11 protein-coding genes are annotated in these 15,474 nt (G+C 71.8%); 4 read left to right on the top strand and 7 right to left on the bottom strand.

The features are described 5' to 3' along the window. Window positions 1–29: 29 nt before the first annotated feature. On the bottom strand, window positions 30–2,210 hold the full coding sequence (locus C5708_RS01465) for a TonB-dependent siderophore receptor (protein ID WP_242917069.1): 2,181 nt from the start codon (window positions 2,208–2,210) through the stop codon (window positions 30–32). 188 nt (window positions 2,211–2,398) lie between these two features. Between C5708_RS01465 and C5708_RS01460 the strand changes: the two genes are divergently transcribed. The 4 genes from C5708_RS01460 (at window position 2,399) to C5708_RS01445 (ending at window position 6,856) form a co-directional block, all read left to right on the top strand. Further along, a complete protein-coding gene (locus C5708_RS01460) occupies window positions 2,399–3,244 on the top strand; it encodes a hypothetical protein (protein ID WP_242917068.1) in 846 nt (281 codons plus the stop codon). A 25-nt stretch (window positions 3,245–3,269) separates the two neighbouring features. Then, the gene (locus tag C5708_RS01455; RefSeq protein WP_242917066.1) at window positions 3,270–4,733 is read left to right on the top strand and encodes a M81 family metallopeptidase; all 1,464 of its coding nucleotides are present in this window, start codon (window positions 3,270–3,272) and stop codon (window positions 4,731–4,733) included. Window positions 4,734–4,829: 96 nt separating this feature from the next. After that, complete coding sequence (locus tag C5708_RS01450; RefSeq protein WP_242917064.1) at window positions 4,830–6,173, top strand: MFS transporter; 1,344 nt, start codon at window positions 4,830–4,832, stop codon at window positions 6,171–6,173. A 32-nt stretch (window positions 6,174–6,205) separates the two neighbouring features. Continuing rightward, the gene (locus C5708_RS01445; protein ID WP_242917062.1) at window positions 6,206–6,856 is read left to right on the top strand and encodes an XRE family transcriptional regulator; all 651 of its coding nucleotides are present in this window, start codon (window positions 6,206–6,208) and stop codon (window positions 6,854–6,856) included. Between the two features lie 25 nt (window positions 6,857–6,881). On the opposite strand, the gene C5708_RS01440 is transcribed toward C5708_RS01445, so the two are convergent. The 6 genes from C5708_RS01440 to C5708_RS01415 are packed head-to-tail and all read right to left on the bottom strand — an operon-like array spanning window position 6,882 to window position 15,440. Further along, window positions 6,882–7,898, bottom strand: a complete 1,017-nt coding sequence (locus tag C5708_RS01440) for a YncE family protein (protein ID WP_242917060.1) — start codon at window positions 7,896–7,898, stop codon at window positions 6,882–6,884. Window positions 7,899–7,940: 42 nt separating this feature from the next. Further along, on the bottom strand, window positions 7,941–11,063 hold the full coding sequence (locus C5708_RS01435; RefSeq protein WP_242917058.1) for an efflux RND transporter permease subunit: 3,123 nt from the start codon (window positions 11,061–11,063) through the stop codon (window positions 7,941–7,943). Continuing rightward, a complete protein-coding gene (locus C5708_RS01430; protein ID WP_242917056.1) occupies window positions 11,063–12,001 on the bottom strand; it encodes a hypothetical protein in 939 nt (312 codons plus the stop codon). Before C5708_RS01430 ends, C5708_RS01435 begins: the two co-directional genes overlap by 1 nt. Beyond that, complete coding sequence (locus C5708_RS01425; protein WP_242917054.1) at window positions 11,998–13,380, bottom strand: TolC family protein; 1,383 nt, start codon at window positions 13,378–13,380, stop codon at window positions 11,998–12,000. Before C5708_RS01425 ends, C5708_RS01430 begins: the two co-directional genes overlap by 4 nt. Then, window positions 13,373–14,776, bottom strand: coding sequence for an ATP-binding protein (locus C5708_RS01420; protein WP_242917053.1), 1,404 nt, complete (start codon window positions 14,774–14,776; stop codon window positions 13,373–13,375). Before C5708_RS01420 ends, C5708_RS01425 begins: the two co-directional genes overlap by 8 nt. Then, window positions 14,763–15,440, bottom strand: a complete 678-nt coding sequence (locus tag C5708_RS01415) for a response regulator transcription factor (RefSeq protein WP_242917051.1) — start codon at window positions 15,438–15,440, stop codon at window positions 14,763–14,765. The genes C5708_RS01420 and C5708_RS01415 overlap by 14 nt, the downstream gene beginning before the upstream one ends. Window positions 15,441–15,474: the final 34 nt, after the last annotated feature.

Genomic DNA, 15,474 nt, shown 5'->3' with positions numbered 1-15,474 from the left:
CACGCCCCCTCCCTCGCCGGCGCTGAGATTCACCGGCTCGACTTCCTCGGCCCGAAGGCCCACTTCACCGACAGGCTGACATTGGTCGGCTCTCCCGGCGTGTTGCCATACACCAGCGTATTGTAGTTGTTGGTGAAGTAGCGCTTGTCGAACAAATTCCGGACATTGAGCTGCACGGTCACGTCGTCGATCCGGTAGCTGACCACGGCGTCGACCAGGAAATAGCCAGGAATGTCGCGGGTCGAGCGGTCGTAAGAGGTTCGCTCGGCGCTGACATAGCGGCCGCCGCCGCCGAAGGACCAGCCGTCGAGCCGGCCGCCGTCGAAGGCGTAGGTGGTGAACAGGCTGGCGGTATGCTCCGGCAGGAACAGGCGCTGCGCTCCGACGATGGCCTGGTTGGCGTCGCGGGTGACCTCGGCGTCGAGATAGGCGTAGCCGGCGCTGATCTCCCATTGCGGCGTCAAGCGGCCCAGCGCCTGTAGTTCGACGCCGCGGTGCCTGACTTCGCCCAAGGCGCGGAAACGGTCGAAGTTATTGACGGTGGCGGCGTACTGAGCCTCGTTCTCCTGGGTGATCTGGTAGACCGCGCCCGACAGCAGCAGACGGCCGTTCGCCGTGCGGTACTTCACCCCGGCCTCGTACTGCTCGCCGATCAGCGGCGGCAGCACCGCGCCGTTGACGTCCTGGAATTGCTGCGGATTGAACGACTGGCTGAAGGACAGATAGGCGTTGGTCTGCGGCGTGACCTCGTAGGTCAGGCCGACGCGGTAGCTGGTCTGGGATTCGAAGTTGTACTTGGTCTCCACGCTGCCGACGGCGACGACGGCTCTCGGCCGCGACCACGAAGCCCCCACCAGCGCCGACAGCTTGTCCGTCAGCTTGATCACCGACTGGCCCGACAGGGTCAGGGTGCGGGTGGTGTTCTGATTGAGCGGGTCGGGCGTCCCGTAGACTCCGCTTTCGAACAGCCGGGACAGGGCGTCTTCACCGGCGAAGATGTTGCCGCGCGCCGCCACCTGACCGTTGAACAGGTAAGGCTGTTGCTGATCGCGCAACTGGGTTTCCTGATAGAGCGCCGCCAGCGAGACGAAGCTGCCGGTCAGGCCCAGATCGTCCAGCCGGTAGACCGAGGTGGCCGACAGGCCGATGTCGCGGGTGTCGTGGCGCTTGTAGGCCTGGGCGGTCATCAGCAGATCGCCGTTCGGCTGCAGGGCCAGGGCGTACGGGGCGAGGCCGTCCGAACGCGTATCCTGATAGTTGGCCTTCAGGTTGACGTCGAGCATGGGCGTCGCGCGCCAGTTCACCCCGCTGCTCAGATAATAGACGTCGGTGGTCAGCTTGGCGTCGGGGCTGCCGATGAAGAACGAGCGCGACACCGGCGCCGGGGAGCCGTCGGGCAGGGTCGGGATGCCGTCGAAGGCGGTGCGGACGTTGTGCACGTAGCCGCCGTGGGCGTAGGCGGTGACCGTGTCGGTCAGCACGGTGTCGAGGCCGCCGTAGATCGAGGTGACTTCGTGCTCGGTCTTGTTGATGAAGCCGTCGCCGGCGTCGCGGACCAGGTTGACGATCGCTCGCGTCCGCCCTTCGGAATCGAGGGCGCGAGCCGCCTGCCCCTCCAGCCGGTAGTTGCTCCAGCTGCCGATCTGGGCGGACACGTAGTCGGGCGTGCTGGCGCCGGCGCCCTTGGTGACGAAATTCACCAGGCCGCCTGGACTGGAGACGCCGTAGATCACCGAGGACGGTCCTTTGACGAACTCCATGCGGTCGTAGATCGCGTAGTCGTGCTCATAGCTGCCGGTCGAGATGTTCAGCCCGTCGATCGACTTGCCCGCGGCGAAGCCGCGCAGTTTGACGACCGAGGCGAAACCCTCGGGGTTCCCCGCCTGGATGGCGCCTGGCGTGTAGTCCGCCACCTGGCCCAGCGTCTTCAGGTCGGCGACGTCGAGGAAGTCGGCGCTGACCAGGCTGATCGACTGCGGCACCTTTTCGATCGGAATGGGCAGGTTGGTCGCGCCGCTGGTGTCGGCGCTGAGGAACATGCGCCGGCTGGTCACCACCACCTCCTCCACGCTGGCCGGAGCCGCCGCCCCGGCGGCCTTCGGGGCCGCCTCCTCGGCGCCCGCCGGCGGCGCGGCGAGCAGCGCCGCCGCGGCCAGAACCAAGTATGAGCCGGTGCGAACCAGGCGCGCGCGCCCGTGACGGTGGTGCATTGTGTTTCCCCTCTCGCGTTCTTGGCGCGACGTTCAAGCTTCCCCCTATGGCGCGCACACGCTGAAGCTCGCGTCAATAAATTTTCTCATTCAGAAAATATATTGCCAATTTTTCACGTCTCGATATGCATTCGAGCCTGACGACGCGACCGAGGGTCGGTCCCGTCGACGCGTGAACCGGAACCGCCATGACCCGCCTTCCCTTCCACAAGCTCTTTCCGGAGGGCAATCCGACGATCCTGATCGACAATCGCGAGCGCCTGATCAGCCCGGAACAGTACGGATTTCTCGGCGCGGCCCTGATGAGCGAGCCCTATCTGGGCGGCGAACAGGTCGGCTTCATCGAGACGCCGCGCTCGCCCGACGCGCAAGGCCGCATGGTGATGATGGGCGGCGAGCTGTGCCTGAACGCGCTGAGGGCCTACGGCCTGCTGCTGGGGCTCGACGGGTCCGACGAGGCGGCCGCCACGCCCTTCCTGGTCGAGACCAGCGGCGCCGAATCGATGGTCGAGGTCACGGCGGCGGCGCGAGGAGACGCGCACGACGCCGAGGTCGTCGTCCGCCTGCCGCTTCGACCGCATGTGCGCCGCCCGTCCCCGGACCTGGCGACGGTCCGGCTGCCCGGCATCGTGCACTTCGTCGAGGCGGCCGGGGATTCGCCCAGCGATCCGGCCGCCGACGCCGAGCGCCTGTCGACGCTGATGGCCGAAGCGATCGCCGCGGGAGAGCGCGCCGAGGCGTTCGGCCTGATGCGCTATCGCCCGGAAGCGCCCGACGAGGCGCGCCTGACCCCGCTGGTCCACGTCGTCGCCTCCGGCACCACGGTGATGGAGACCTCGTGCGGCTCGGGCGCCGTCGCGCTGCACGCCTCCGGCGCCGACAGCCGCCCCTTGAGGGTCAGGCAGCCCAGCGGCGCGGTCCTCCACGTCGATGTCGACGACGGCATGTACACCTTGCGCGGCGGCGTGCAGCTTCTGGCGCAGGGCGTGGTCAGCATGCCGCGCCGTCGCGACGCCGACGCTTCGCGTTCCTGACTGCGGCTCGAATCAAGGCGGCCCCATGCGCATCTTCACGGCCGGTCTCGCCACCGAGACCAACACCTTCTCGCCCCTGCCCACCGGCTGGGCGGAGTTCGAGGCCTTCGGCCTCCAGCGCGCCGACGCGCCGCTGCAGCCGTCGCTGTGGGCGGGGCCCGCCCTGTTGTGGAAGGACCTGGCCGAACGGGACGGCCACGAGTTCGTCCACAGCGTCATCGCCTTCGCCGCTCCAGCCGGACTGACGGCCAGGAGCGTCTACGAGACCCTGCGCGACGAGATCGTCCGCGACGCGGTCGCGCGCGGCCCGTTCGATCTGTGCCTGCTGCACCTCCACGGCGCCATGGTCGCCGACGGCTATGACGACTGCGAGGGCGACCTGCTGGCCCATCTGCGACGAGCCCTTGGTCCCCGGGTCCGCATCGGGGTCGAGCTCGACCCGCACGCCCACCTCAGCGAGGCCATGGTCGCGGGCGCCGACCTGCTGATCGCCTACAAGGAATACCCTCACACCGACATCCAGGAGCGGGCGGCCGACCTCTACCGGCTGATGATCGACGTCGTGGACGGCCGGATCGACCCGCGCCCCGCCGTCCACGACTGCCGCATGGTCGGCAACTACTTCACCCAGCGCGACAGCGTCCGCGGCCTGGTCGGCCGCTGCCTCGACCTTGAGCGCGGCCAGGCCGTCTCGGTCAGCTTCATCCACGGCTTTCCCTGGGGCGACGTGCCCGACAACGGCGCCAGGATGCTGGTCTACGCCGACGGCGACGCCGGCGCGGCCGCGCGCATGGCCGAGGAACTCGCCGACGCCCTGTGGGAGATCCGCGAGGACACCGAGGACGCCGGCCTCGGCCTTGACGAGGCGCTCGACCAGGCTCTCGCCTCGCCGGCCGGACCGGTCGTCGTCGCCGACGCCGCCGACAACACCGGCGGCGGCGCCCCCGGCGATTCGACCTATGTCCTGCGGCGACTGATCGAGCGCGGGGTGCGGGACGCGGCGCTGGGGCCGTTGTGGGACCCGATGGCCGTCGCGATCTGCCGCGCCGCCGGCCTCGGGGCGCGGCTGCCCCTGCGGGTGGGCGGCAAGTGCGGGGTCCATTCCGGCGCGCCGGTCGACCTGGAGATCACGGTCAAGGGCCTGAGCGAGGACCTCAAGACCCCCGGCCTGTGGGGCGACGCCGCCCGTTACGGCGCCTCGGCCCTGGTCGAGATCGACGGCGCCGGCGTGCATGTCCTGCTCACCTCGCTGCGGATGCAGGCGCTCGATCCGGCCATGTTCGCCGAGCTGGGTCTGGACGTCGCCGGCCAGCGGCTGGTCGTGGTCAAGTCCTTCAACCACTTCCGCGCCGGCTACGCCCCCGTCGCCAGCCGCATTCTGTCGATCGCCGGCCCGGGGTCGCTGGTCACCGACGCCCGGGCGATCCCGTTCCAAAGACGCCCGCTGCGCTACTGGCCCCGGGTCGCCGCCCCTCGCGCCGACGCCTGAATGCAAAAAATATTTCCTTAGAAGAAAATATCTATAACTATTTGGCGGCGCGTCGCCGTCCCGCCGGCGGGACGCGCGCTCCGGGGAGGCACGAACATGCAGCGCGACCAAGCGGCCCACGGCGGCGCCAAGCCCGATCTCGCCGCCTGGACGGCGGCGGTCCTGCTCACGGCGGCGGTGCTGCTGTCCTATACGGACCGCCTGATCCTGAACCTGCTGGTGCAGCCGATCCGCCAGGACCTCGGCCTCAGCGACACCCAGTTCAGCCTGCTGCAAGGCGCGGCCTTCGCCCTGGTCTACGCCTGCGCCAGCCCGCCGCTGGCCTGGCTCAGCGACCGGGTGTCGCGCCGCGCGGTGCTGGTCGGCGGCATGGTCGTCTGGGGGGCGGCCACCATCGCCGGCGGCCTGGCGTCCAGCTACGGCGGCCTCGCCGCGGCGCGGGCGCTGATCGGGTTCGGCGAAGCGGCGCTGCTGCCGTCGGCCCTGGCCCTGATCTCGGACCTCTTCCCGGCCGAGCGGCGGGCGGCCCCGACCGCCATGCTGTTCGTCGGCGTGGGGGTCGGCCCCGGCGCCGGGCTGCTCATCGGCGGCGAGCTGCTGCGCCTCGTCCACGCGCTCGGACTGACCGCTCTGGCGCCCTGGCGGATGACGCTGGTGCTGGCCGGAGCGCCCGCCTTCCTGATCGCCCTGCTGCTCCTGCTGGTCCTGGGCCGCCCGCAGCGCCGACGCGACGACGCCGCCTCGCGCCCTGAGGACGACGGCGCCGGCGCCGGCGCGCGCCTCAACCTGCCGGCCCTGGTCCTCGGCTACGCCGCCATCGCCTTCGTCATGATCGCCGACTGGGCGCAGCTGTCGTGGACGCCGACCCTGTTCATCCGCTCCCTCGGAATGGACGCGCCGGGAGCGGCGAACCTGTTCGGGGCGGTCGCCATCGGCGTCGGCCTGGTCGCCCCGCTGGCGGCGGTGCGGATCGCCGCCATGGCCCGGCGGGGAACCGACGCCCGCCGGCTGGCCGCGCCGGCCCTGCCCCTGCTCGTGGCCCTGCCGGCCGTGCTGCTGCTGCTCGGCAAGCTCGTCGGCGTCACGGTCGCAGGCTCCGCCGTGCTCGGCCTCGCCCTGCTCACCGCCGAACTGACCTTCGCCACCGTGCTCCAGGACCTGCTGCCCAGCCGCCTGCGGGCCTTCGGCGTGTCGCTGGTCTATTTCTTCGGCGGCTTTCTCGGCCTCGGCCTCGCCCCCACGCTTGTCGCGCTGGCCACCGACCGGCTCTATCATAGCGAGCAGGCTCTCGGGCCCGCCCTGGTCACCGTCATCGTCCCGGCCGTCGTCGCCGGGATCGCGCTGTTCTTGTTCGCCGCCCGGACGGCGGATCGTCGGGCCGAGGCCCGGCGGCAGGCCGTCCGGACCGCCGCCGGTCCCTTGACCACCCCGGCGGACTAGGCTGACACGGAAGAAAGGCCCTGAATCGATCCATGAAGACCGTATCCTCCCGCTCCCGAACCAAGCCCCCGGCCGACGTCGCCGCCTCCGCGAACATGGGCGCCACGCTGCGCGCCGTCCGCCGCGAGCGCGACTGGACCCTGGCCGAGGTGTCGCAGAGGACCGGGCTGGCGGTGCCGCTGCTGTCCAAGATCGAGAACAACAAGGTCGCCCTGACCTACGACAAGCTGGTCAAGATCAGCCGGGGACTGGGGCTCGACCTCGCCGACCTGTTCTCGGCCGCGCCCAACCAGGCGGCGCCGAGCAGCGGCGGCGGCGGAGCCGGGCGGCGCAGCATCACCCGCGCCGGCGAAGGCGCCAGCATCACCACGGACAACTATTTCCACCTCTATCCAGCCGCCGACCTTTTGCGGAAGCAGTTCGTCCCGGTCGTCGCCGACCTGCGGGCCCGGTCGATCGAGGAGTTCGGCGAACTGGCCCGCCACCCGGGCGAGGAGTTCGCCATCGTGCTCAAGGGCTCGGTCGACCTTCACACCGAGTACTACGCCCCGACCCGGCTGGAGGAAGGCGACTCGATCTATTTCGACAGCACCATGGGCCACGCCTACATCGCCGCCAGCCCCGGGGTTTGCCGGGTGTTGACCATCAACCTGACGGCGGACGTCGACCCGGCCCACGCCTGAACGGCGCCGGCCGGGTCGATCTCCATCAGCGGCCGACCACCAGGACCACGAAGCTGCCCGGCTTGACCTGGGGCCGCTCGCCGCCGGCCGCCGGCAGATGCTCGGCGGCGGGCAGGTAGACGCGGCCGCTCTGTTCGTCCAGGGCGATGGTCCGCGCGCTCTTCTGCGTCGCCACGGTCTCAGCCACGGTCACCTTGGGGCCGATCGCCATGATCGTCAGCGAGCCGTCGTCGCCGGCTGGAGCGAAGACCAGGCCGCGCGCCTTGTCATAGGCCAGGCTGTCGACGCCGCCGCCGGTCTTCACCGTCTGCAGCACGCGGCCGGTCTTGGCCGACAGCACGACCGCCGCGCCGTCGCAGGCCGTGATCAGCCGCCCGCCGGCGGGGACGTAGACGATCCCGGTCGGGCCTTCGCAGCCGGCCGGCTTATAGCGGGCCACCACGGCGCGCTTGGCGATGTCGACGACCGCGACCTCGCCCTTGTCCTCGACGTTGACATAGGCCCTGCCCTCGCCGTCCGTCGCCGCCGCTTCGAGCTTGCCGCCGACGGGGATGACGCCCACCGCCTTGTGAGCCTTGGGATCGATCAGGGTGATGTCGCCGCCGGTGTGGTTCATGACCAGGACGAGGCCCGACTTGGCGTCCACGGCCGCCGCGTCCGGGTTCTTGCCGACCGCCACCGTCGCCGCCGGCGCGCCGGTCTTGGCGTTCACGAACGCCACCTCGTTGGTCGCGCCGTTGGTCAGCATGATCTCGGCGCCATCGTTCACCGGCAGGCTGGTGTGGACCCGCGAGCCGGAAACCAGCTTGGGGGTCACCGCGCCGGTCTTCAGGTCGACGGCCGTGACGCCGTCGCCGCGGCTGACCAGCACCCGGCCGTTGACGGCGTCGACCGCAGCATAGTCCCAGCCGCCGTCCGGGCCTGCGATGCGCGCCAGCACCCTGTGCTTGCCGGCGGGCTTGGCGGCGGGCGCCGCCTGCGCGCTCGCCGCGGCGGCCAGGGCCAGCGCGCTCGCCATCGTCCAGATCAAACCATTCCGCATGGAGCCTCTCCTTTTGCGATCTTGTCTTTGGGGGGTCGAAGTTCAGGAACCGGCGGGCACGGCCAGCACGCCGCCCGTCGCCTGTCGCTTCGGCGGCTTGGGTCGCCAGAAGCGCCAGATCAGCGCCGGCGCGAGCAGCAGGCTCATCGCCGTCGAAGTCAGCAGTCCGCCCAGGATGACCACGGCCATCGGCCCCTGGATCTCCCGCCCGGCCTGGCCTGTCTGCACCGCCAGCGGCGCGAGGCCGAGGGCCGTGACCAGGGCGGTCATCAGGATCGGCGTCACCCGCTCGCGGGTCGCCCGCAGCACCGTCTCCAACGACCAGTCGCAGCCCTCGACCTCGACCAGATGTTCGACGTGCGAGACCAGCAGGATGGCGTTGCGCGCCGCCACGCCGAACAGGGTGACGAACCCGACCAGCGATCCCAGCGACAGGCTGGCGCCGCTGACCGCCACCGCCACCACCCCGCCGACCATGGCGAACGGCGCCGACCCGAGGATCAGGGCCACGGCGCGGCCGCCGCCGAAGGCGATCAGCAACAGGGCGACGATGCCCCCCGCGGCCAGGAGCACGTTGAACGTCAACTCCTGCTGCGCGGCCTTCATGCCCTCGGCCGCCCCGGCGTATTCGAGATAGACGCCCGGGGGCAGCTTGACCTTTTCGGCGATGGCGGCCCGCGCCAGCTTGGCCACGCGCGCAGCCTCGCCCGGCGGCGGATTGGCGGTGACCACCTGGCGCCGGCGTCCCCCGTCATGGGAGATGACCGTGCGGCCGTCGGTCAGATAGACCTTGGCCACCTGGCGAAGCGGCGTGGTCGCGCCGTTGGCGCCGCGGATCAGCAGGTCGCCGACCGCCTCGGGGTCCTGCCGAAGCTCGGGGGCGGTGGTCACGGCGATGTCGAGCGTGCGGCTCTGGCTGTAGATCTGCGCCGCCGCCTCGCCCTGATAGGCCGCCCGGATCGCCTCCAGCACGTCGGCCGACGACAGGCCGAAATAGGCCAGTCGCGAGAAGTCGAGATCGACGCGGACCACGGGGGTCTGGGGCGGGGTCTGGAGCTTGACGCCCACCGCGCCCGGAACCGAGCCCAGCACGCCAGCGACATCCTTGGCGGCGCGGTCGAGCGCGTCGAGGTCGTCGCCGAAGATGCTGATCGCCAGGGAGGCGGTCTCGCCGGAGATCGACTCGCCGATGCGGTCGCCGAGGAAGGTCAGCACCTCGGCCTCCAGTCCCGGATAACTGTCGAGGACCTCGTGGATCTGCTTCTGGATCTCGTCCTGGCGGGCGCCCGACAGGCCGGGGGCCAGTTCGACATGGAACTCGCTGCGCTCGGTGCCGAAATTGTCCTCGCCGCCCTCGGCGCGGCCGACCTGCTGCTCGACGCTCTGGACGCCGGGAATGGCCAGCAGGTCGCGGCTGATGTTCTGGCCGTACTGGCGCATCACCGCCAGCGACGAGCCGGGTTCGGCCGAAACGCCCAGGACGAAATGCCCTTCGCGGAACGACGGTAGCAGTTCGGACTTGAACAGCGCCAGTCCGCCGGCCGCCACGGCCAAGGCCGCGACGCCGGCGCCGACCGCGATCAACGGCCGTCCGCAGATGCGGCGCAGCAGGCCCTCGTGCCAAGTCTTGGCGCGAACGATGAAGGCCGGTTCGGCGTGCACGCGGGTGTTGCGCAGGAGCAGCAGGGTCAGCGGCGGCGTGACCATGATCGCCACCGCCAGCGACGCCAGGGTGGCGACGATGAACGACGCGGCCATCGGCGCGAAGAAGGCGCCTTGCAGGCCATGCAGCAACAGCACCGGCGCCAGGGTCAGGGCCACCACGAAGGTGGCGTAGATCACCGGCGCGCGCACCTCGACGGCGGCGGCCAGAACCACCTCGGCGGGGTCGAGCCCGCCGCCGGCCGACGCCCGCAGGCGGCGGACGATGTTCTCGACGTCGATGACGGCGTCGTCGACCACCACGCCCAACGCCACCGCCAGACCGCCCAGGGTCATGGTGTTGATGGTCCAGCCCATGGCGTCGAGGACGATCACCGCCGTCAGCAGCGACAGGGGAATGCTGACGAAGGACACCAGCACGGTGCGCAGGTCGCGCATGAACAGGAACAGCACCAGGGCGATGAACGCCATGCCGACGACGAGGTCCTCGCCGATGCCGCCAAGGGCGGACTCGATGAAGTTCGCCGGCCGATGAAGATTGGCGTCCATCTTGACGCCCTGGGCGTCCAGGGCGGGCTTGAGCTCGGCCAGGGCGGCCTCGACGGCGCGGGTGGCGGCCAGGGTGTTGGCCCCGTACTGGCTGGACAAGCTGATCAGCACGCCGGGCTTGCCCATGATCAGGGCCCCGCCCACGTCCGGCGACGGTCCCTCGGCGACGTCGGCGACGTCGCCGATGCGGACCGGCGGCCCGGCGGCCCCGGGGATCAGGCCGGCGGCGACGTCGGCGGCGGTGACCGCCTGGCCGCGCGGCTCGATCAGCACCCGTTGCTGCGGCGTGTCGATGAAGCCGCCGCCGCTGACGCCCGTCGAACGCCGCACCGCCGCGGCCACGTCGGCGAGGCTGAGATCGTGGGCGGCGAGATCGGCCGGGCGGACCCGGGCCTCGATGCGCCGCACCTCGCCGCCGTAGACGGTGGCCCGCGCCACGCCCGGCGTCGACATCAGGCGCGGCCGGATCGTCCACTGCACCAGGTCGCGCAACTGGGCCGGGCTCAGCTTGTCGCTGGTGAACCCGATCTTCAGCAGGTCCATGGTCGACGAGGTCAGCGGCGCGACCTTGGGCGACTTGACGCCGGCCGGCAGGCCGCTCGCCGCCTCGCCGAGGCTTTCCGAGACGATCTGCCGGGCCCGGTAGGGGTCGGCGCCGTCGGCGAAGGTCACCGACACCACGGACAGCCCTTGCATGGACTGCGAGCGGACGGCCGCCACGCCGGAGGCGCCGTTGACCGCCTGCTCGACTGGCCGGGTGACCAGTTGCTCCACCTGCTCGGCGGCGAGGCCGGGCGCTTCGGTCTGGACCTCGACCTGGGCGGGCACGAAATCCGGGAAGACGTCGAACTTGGCGCGATGCAGCACCAGCGCGCCGTAGGCCGCCAGCAGCACGGCCGCGACGGCGATGAGACGGGGTCGCTGCAGCGACCAGCGGACGACGGCGCTGAGCATCAGTCCGCGCCCTTCTCGGCGGCCTTGTCGGCCGCCTTGTGTTCGGCGGTCAGCAGGGCCGCGCCGCCGGAGACGGCGACCGCCTCGCCGGGCCGAAAGCCGGAGGTCACGAACAGTCCGGCGGGATCGGGCGTCCCGCCCTCGACCACGCGGCGTTCGAACCGCGTCGGCGCGGTGCGGACATAGACGAAGACCGTTCCTTCCGCCCGCAGCAGCGCGCCGCGCGGCAACATCACGCCGCCGGCGGCCTTGCCGCCCGACAGGCGGGCTGGCGCGGTCAGGCCGGCCGCCAGCCGGGAGGCCTGCGGACCGGTCACCTTGCCGATCACGCCGGGAGACTGCAGCCGGGCCTCGGCGGCGCGGGCCGGTCCCAGCACCACGGCCGTCGCCCGCCCGAGCGGGCCGAGGTCGATCTCGACCGGACCTGACGCGCCCTGCCCCTCGCCCCGGGCGCTGTCGATGCGCACCAGGGCGGCGCGACCGGCCGCGAGGTCGCCGATCAGGGCGCCGCGCCGGGCGTCGGACAGGCGGCCGATCGCCGGCCCCCACTCCAGGTCCAGGCGACGACGCAGCAGGGTCAGCTTGGCGGCGTCGGCGCGGGCCTGGGCGGCGGCCTCCATGGCCTTGGCGGACATGGCGGCGTCGGCCGCGTGCAGGGCGCGGGTCCGGTCGGCCTCGGCCCTGGAGGCGCTCGCGGCGGCGGACGCGGCGGCGATGTCGGCGTCCAGCACGGCCAGGGGACCGGCGTCCAGCACGCGGGCCAAGCCGTCGGCCCTGGCGCTGCGCGTCGCCGCGGCTAACGGACTGACCGCCACGCCCAGGCGGTGCTGGGCGGCCGCGTCGAGCTCGAGGGCGGACGGCTCGGCCGCCGCCGCGGCGCCGGCCGTCATGCAGGCGAGCGCGGCGAGCAGCGCGCGATATCGCGGCGCGGGGATCATGATTGAGCTCCTGTCTGTTGCAGAGCGGCGCGCAACGCCGCCGCCTCGCGGTCGTCCGCCGGACGTCGCAACGCGTCTTCAAGATCGATCTCGGCCGTCATGACGCCGCGCGCATAGCCCAGCGCCGTCAGCTCGGCCTCCACCTCGGCGGCCTGGGCCGCCAGCAGGTCGACACCGTCCAGTTCCCCGGCCTTGACCGCCCTGGCGGCGGAGGCCGCCGTTCGCCGGGCGACCGGCAGGTCCTGGGTCTCGGCGCGACGGCTGGCCGCCGTCGCCGCCTTGAGCCCGGCGACGGCGGCGTCGACGCCGTTCAGCACGGTCGCCTGCGCGGTCTCAAGCTTGCGCCCGGCCTGGGCGCGACGCGCCTCGGCCTCGGCGATCGCCGAACGGTTGAGGTCGGACGGCGGCAGGATCAGGTTGAGGTTGAAGGGCAGCTTGGTCACGCCCTGGTCCCAGTTGTAGGCCGGCCCCAGGTGGACTTCCGGATACTGCCGGGCCACCTCCAGCCGCAGGGCGGCCTCGGCCTGGTCGTAGTCGGCGATCGCCCGCAGCACGTCCCAGCGGCCGAGCACCGCGCCACGACGCGCCTCGGCCAGCGCCGGGCCCGACGGCGGGGCCGCCTCCACAAGCTTCAGGGCCTGGCTCGCGGCCACGGCCGGCGTGACGCCCAGCGCCTTGGCCAGCGCGATGTCGGCCGCCGTCCGCCGGGCGTGGGCCTCGTCCAGCCGGCGCTCGGCGGCGGCGAGATCGGCCTCGGCGGCGAGCCCGGCCGGCCGCGCGTCCTCGCCGGTCGTCACCCGGTCGACGAGCCGCGCCGCCCTGCCCCGGCGCAGTTCGACGAGGCGTTCGAGCAGCGCCGCCTCGCGGTCGGCCGACATCCGTTCGACGACGGCGCGCCGCAGACCGGTCCGCGTCGTCCAGATCGCCTCGGCGTAGTCGTAGAACGCCTGCAGTGCGACGAGGTCGGCGGTGGTCAACCGGCTGGAGCGCCGCGCCCCGACATCGAGCGGGATGTCGCTGGTGAAGCCATAGAGCCAGGGCGAGACCGGACCGGAATCGTACGCATACTGAACGGTCAGCGACATGGTCATCGGCGGGCCGACGCGGGCCTTGCGCGCCGTCGCCTGGGCCAGCCGGTAGCTGGCGGCGGCCTCGGTCACCTGGGGTGATCCGGCCAGGGCGGCCTGAACCAGGTCGGCCTGCGTCCAGGCCCCCTCGGCCGGAGGCGTCAGCTTGCGGGCCTCCAGCGCGGTCGGAAAGGCGGCGTGGTCGATCGGCTTCGGCGCGTAATGCACGCAGCCGGCCAGCGCGGTCAGGCAAAGGCCGCCCAAGATCGCCGCGCGGCCCGGCCGCGGGATTCGCCGTCGGTGTTCAGCCACGCGCCGCATCTCCAATCACAGAAAAGACCAGTTCGACCCGAAGTCCGGGATGGTTGTCGGTCAGGCGCCAGGCCAAGCCATGCAGGCCGGCGACCGCCGCCACCAGCGACAGCCCCAGCCCGGCCCCCGGCGTGCTGCGGCTGCGGTCGAGCCGGTAGAAGCGCCGCACCACCCGCTCGCGCTCTTCCTCTGGAACGCCCGGACCGTCGTCGGCGACGAAGGCCGTCGCCGCCCCGTCCTCGCCCCGGCGCAGGCCGACGGTCACCTTTGAGCCAGGCGGCGCATGCTTCAGCGCGTTCTCGACCAGATTGGCGAAGGCCTGGACCAGCAGGTCGCCATCGCCCCTGACGACGAGCCCCGGCGCGATCTCGCCGAGCAGAGCGCGGCCGCTGTCCTCGGCCGCCGGCTCGTAGGCCTGGCGCAGGCGCTCCAGGACGGCCGACAGGTCGACGTCGCCGAAATGATCGCGGCCGTCGCCAGCCTCGATCTGGCTGATCCGCAGCACGGCGCCGAAGGTGGCCAGCAGCTGGTCCATCTCGGCCATGGCCGCATCCACGGCGGCCTCGTAGTCGGTCGTCGAGGTCGCCGTCTGGCGGGCCTGCTCCAATTTCTGCCGCAGGCGCGCCAACGGCGTGCGCAGGTCGTGGGCGACGTCGCTCGACACCTGCCGGAAGCCCTCCATCAGGGCCTGGATGCGGTCGAGCATGGCGTTGAGGTTGACCGACAGCCGGTCGAACTCGTCGCCCAGGCCCACCTGCGGCATGCGCTCGTCCAGGCGGCCGTCCATGATGCGGGCGGCGGCGGCATTCAACCGCTCCAGACGCTGAAGGAAGACCCAGCCAGCCACGGCGCCGCCGGCCAGCGCCAGGAGCACCACGCCGACGCCGCCCCACAGCGCGGCCTTCCACATCCATTCGCGGACCTCCTCGGCGGCCCGGTCGTTGTGGCCGATGATCAAGAGGCCGCCGTCGGGCAGCCGCTCGCCGAGGGTCCTGATCTTGACGGTCTCGCGCTCGTGCTCGCGCCCATGGGCGCCGTGGAGGCCGCCCTCGACCAGATCAACCGTTCCGGGTCCGGGCCTCAGTCCCGCCAGCCGGGCGTCGCCCTCGACCAGGCGGCCCGAGACGTCCTCCATGCGGTAGAGGAAGGCGTCGACGGCGGGGGTCTGCTCGCGCTCGCGGATCTGGCGCGCCAGGCTGTCGCCGTTCGGCCGGGCCGCCTCGGCCTGCAGCACGGCCATTTCGGTGCGCAGGGCGTCCGCGGCCGTATGCTGGACGAAGGTCGAGACCATCCAGGAGAACGCGATCAGCAGCACCAGCCCGCCGGTCGCGAAGACCACGGAGAAGCCGACCGCCAGCCGGACCGTCGCGGTGCGGAACAACCTAACGGGCGACATCGATGATGTATCCGGAGCCGCGGACCGTGCGGATCAGTTCGGTCGCGAAGCCGCGATCGATCTTGGCCCTCAGGCGGCTGACATGGGCGTCGACGATGTTGGTCTGCGGGTCGAAATGGAAATCCCAGACCTTCTCCAGCAGCATGGAGCGGGTGACCACCTGGCCGGCGTGGCCGAGCATGTACTCCAGCAGGCGGAACTCCTGCGGCGTCAGGTCGATGCGGCGGCCGCCGCGCGTCACCGTCCGGCGGGCCACGTCCATCTCGAGGTCGGCGACGGCCACCGTGCCCCGGGGACGGCTGAGCGGCGGCCGACGGCCCAGGGCGTTGACGCGCGCCAGCAGCTCGCTGAAGGCGAAGGGCTTGACCAGATAGTCGTCGGCGCCGGCCTCCAGACCCTCGACCCGATCATTGACCCCGTCGAGGGCGGTGAGGAACAGCACCGGCGTGGTCGTTCCGCCGCCGCGCAAGGTCTTGACCAGCGTCAGGCCGTCGCCCCCGGGGATCATGCGGTCGACGATCATCACGTCGTGGCTGCCCTGGGAGGCCAGGAAGGCGCCGTCGTCGGCCGTCGCGGCGACCTCGACGACATGCCCCGCCTCGCGCAGCCCGCGGCGGACATAGGCCGAGGTGTCGGCGTCGTCTTCGATCAGCAGAATCTTCATCGCGCCCAGGCCATCCCGATCCGTCGACCCTATC

The organism is Caulobacter sp. CCUG 60055 (genome assembly GCF_022750545.1).
Classification (GTDB): domain Bacteria; phylum Pseudomonadota; class Alphaproteobacteria; order Caulobacterales; family Caulobacteraceae; genus PUIC01.
This window is presented reverse-complemented; position numbering and strand designations above follow the sequence as displayed.